We start from the raw sequence: 3226 nt of genomic DNA, 5'->3' as shown, positions 1-3226 counted from the left end.
ATCAAATGGATTATAAAAAAGATGAATTAAATAAGATGACTTTTGATTTGATTAATAAAAAAACCGAAGAATCGTTTGGCAGGATGACGGTCGATCTTAATGACCCCAAACCTAAATATGAACTAAAAGAAGGATATTCAGTAGAGCTTGAAAGCTATTTCCCAGATTTTGAGTTTGATGATAAGGGAACACCTATCACTAAATCAAAAATACCAGATAATCCTGCATTCGTATTTACTATGTATACACCTGATAAGCCAAAAGGCGAGACGAGCTTTGTTGCTATTAAACAAACATTAGAACCACTTGGGGAAAACACCTATAAACTTGCGTTTGCGGGTATAGAAACGCGAAATGCAGCAGGCTTAGCAGTTAGAAAAGATATGACACTTTGGCTGTTATTCATTGGCGGCGGGATCTTTATGATTGGAGTAATTCAGGGGAGTTATTGGAATCATCGTCGGATATGGATTCAAAGAAGAAATGGCCAGATTTGGCTTGCAGGTCATACAAATAAAAACTGGCACGGCCTGAAAAGAGATATCGAACAAGTAATTAAAGGGACAGAAATAGAAGAACCGGTGGATCAAGCTCAAGATGAGCCGTCTTCCAAAAAGGGGGAAGTTTTCAATGGCTGAATTAAGCAGTAATTTATTATATGCAGCATTTGTCTTATATTTAGTGGCAACAGTCTTATTCGGTGGGGCCATTAAACAAAAAAAAGGACATACGGAAAAGAAGCAAAGTAAATGGGCACTTATGGCCATCTGGGTGACAACGATCGGATTTATTGCTCAAATCGGCTATTTTATTACGAGATGGATTGCCAGCGGACACGCGCCCGTTAGTAACCTTTTTGAATTTACCACCTTCTTTGGTATGATGCTGGTGGGAGCTTTTATCGGCATTTATTATATGTATAAAACACCTGTTTTAGGCGTGTTTACTCTTCCCGTTGCTTTACTAATTATTGCTTATGCAAGTATGTTCCCGCGGGAAATATCCCCGTTAATTCCTGCTCTGCAAAGTGATTGGCTGCATATCCATGTTACGACTGCTGCCATTGGTCAATCCATATTAGCTGTCAGTTTTGCAGCAGGCTTAATTTATTTAATTAAATCAGTAGATCAGTCAAAGCGAAGCAAGAAAACCTTTTGGTTGGAAGCGATTATGTTCTTTTTGATTTGTACCGTTGGCTTTGTACTTGTATCAAGCGGGTTTAAAGCAATGGACTATAAAGCAGAATTTACATGGGTAGATAAGAGTGGACAAACAGCTGTCATGGAATATACCATGCCTGCTCTTGTAGGACCACATGAAAGTAAACTCGAGACACCAGATGCATTCGAACCGTTTTTTGACCTCCCGCCTATACTAAGTGGAAGAAAGGCGAATACAGTAATCTGGTCTCTTGGGGCAGGAATTGTCCTTTATGGACTTTATCGTCTGATATTCCGAAAACGTGCTGGCGCTCTGCTTCAACCGATGGTTAAGAATGTCAATCTCGATTTAATGGATGAAATTAGTTATCGTGCAGTTATGATTGGTTTTCCAGTTTTCACTTTAGGTGCATTGATATTTGCCATGATTTGGGCTCAAATTGCTTGGAGCCGTTTCTGGGGATGGGATCCTAAAGAAGTCTGGGCACTTATTACATGGTTATTTTATGCAGCATTTTTACATTTACGACTTTCAAAAGGCTGGCAGGGCGAAAAATCTGCTTGGCTTGCCGTAATCGGTTTTGGTATTATCCTGTTTAATCTTATTGTTGTGAACTTAGTCATTAAAGGACTACATTCATACGCATAATGAACCATAGCGTTTGTTTTTTGTTAACGGGTTGCCCGTTACTTAAAACAGCGCTTTTTTTATTAGTAATTGGGAAAGGAAATTTATGGCCTTTTTTTATAGAATTATTGAACGAGTCTAGCTAATTTGTCTTTTTTTAGGCGAATTTAGTCAGAGAAGTGACGATATGATGTCTATTTTCCGTTCACTTTATGAGAGAAAACGAAAAATTATAGAAATTCTGCTCTTTTTTGATAAACTATAGAGAAGAGATAGAGAGGATGAGTAAAATGGATAATGAATTGAGAATTCTAGTGGTTGATGATGAAGATAGAATACGCCGGCTTTTAAGAATGTACCTTGAAAGAGAAGATTACTTGATAGATGAAGCTGAGAACGGAGATATTGCGATAACGAAAGCAAGTGAAAATGATTATGACTTAATTCTTCTCGACGTAATGATGCCAGGGAAAGACGGAATCGAGGTTTGTCGGGAAATAAGAGAAATTAAATCAACACCAATCATTATGCTGACTGCTAAAGGTGAAGAAATTAACAGAGTTCAAGGCTTCGAAGCAGGAACGGATGATTATATTGTGAAGCCGTTTAGTCCCCGAGAAGTGGTCTTGCGTGTGAAGGCGCTCTTGCGCCGTTCTTCTTCAAATGGATTCTTACAGGCAGAATCTGCATCAAAAGATGTTATTGTATTCCCTGATTTAATGATTGATAACGATGCCCATCGGGTGACAGCAGGTGGGAAAGAAGTCTCGTTAACACCGAAAGAATATGAATTATTATACTTCTTGGCAAAAACACCAGATAAGGTTTTTGACAGAGAACAGTTATTGAAAGAAGTGTGGCATTATGAATTTTTTGGAGATCTTCGAACAGTAGATACGCACGTTAAACGCTTGCGGGAGAAATTGAATAAAATATCTGAAAACGCGGCAAAAATGATTGTTACTGTTTGGGGCGTTGGATACAAATTTGAAGTGAACAATGACTGATGCTTTGGAGAAGTGTTGTAGGGAAACTATGGGCAACCATTCTATTGCTGGTTACATTTGTTCTATTAATTCTGACGGTTTTTCTAGTTGAGTTTTTCGAAAATTTCCAAATTGAAGAAGTGGAGAATAATTTAACAACAACAGCTCATCGTATTGTACAAATTACTAAAGAACACAGTAATACTGAAGAAGTGCTGAAGATAAGTTCAGAACTTGTTGGGGATGAAACAAAAATCGTTGTGTTTCAAAATGAATCTGTTGTATATTCTTCAAACGAAGGCGTTCATTCTGGGATTGCCTATGAATTTTTGGAAAACGATTCCGATTTCCATCGCGTCTTTACAGAGGGTAAAACCGTCGAAAAAGAAATTACTCACCCGCAAAAGGGGGAGGATGGTGAAAAGATAAAAGCAATCGTTATTGGTATGCCG

Annotated in this window: 3 protein-coding genes and 1 pseudogene; all 4 read left to right on the top strand. The window is 38.1% G+C overall.

Annotation, left to right across the window (positions count from 1 at the left end):
* Positions 1 to 638 (top strand): cytochrome c biogenesis ResB family protein (locus tag AC52RT_RS01480; RefSeq protein WP_495539112.1); only part of this gene is annotated, 638 nt, incomplete at its 5' end.
* A complete protein-coding gene (gene ccsB, locus AC52RT_RS01475) occupies positions 631 to 1809 on the top strand; it encodes a c-type cytochrome biogenesis protein CcsB (protein WP_495539111.1) in 1179 nt (392 codons plus the stop codon). The genes AC52RT_RS01480 and ccsB, both read left to right, overlap by 8 nt.
* A 269-nt stretch (positions 1810 to 2078) precedes the next feature.
* Entirely contained in the window at positions 2079 to 2795 is a 717-nt protein-coding gene (locus AC52RT_RS01470; protein ID WP_495539110.1) for a response regulator, read from the top strand.
* Positions 2795 to 3226: pseudogene (locus AC52RT_RS01465) on the top strand (PAS domain-containing sensor histidine kinase); the annotation flags it as partial. The gene AC52RT_RS01470 and the pseudogene AC52RT_RS01465, both read left to right, overlap by 1 nt.

The organism is Peribacillus sp. (assembly GCF_059453735.1).
Note: the sequence above shows the minus strand (reverse complement) of the source record. Positions and strands in the feature narration are given on the sequence as shown.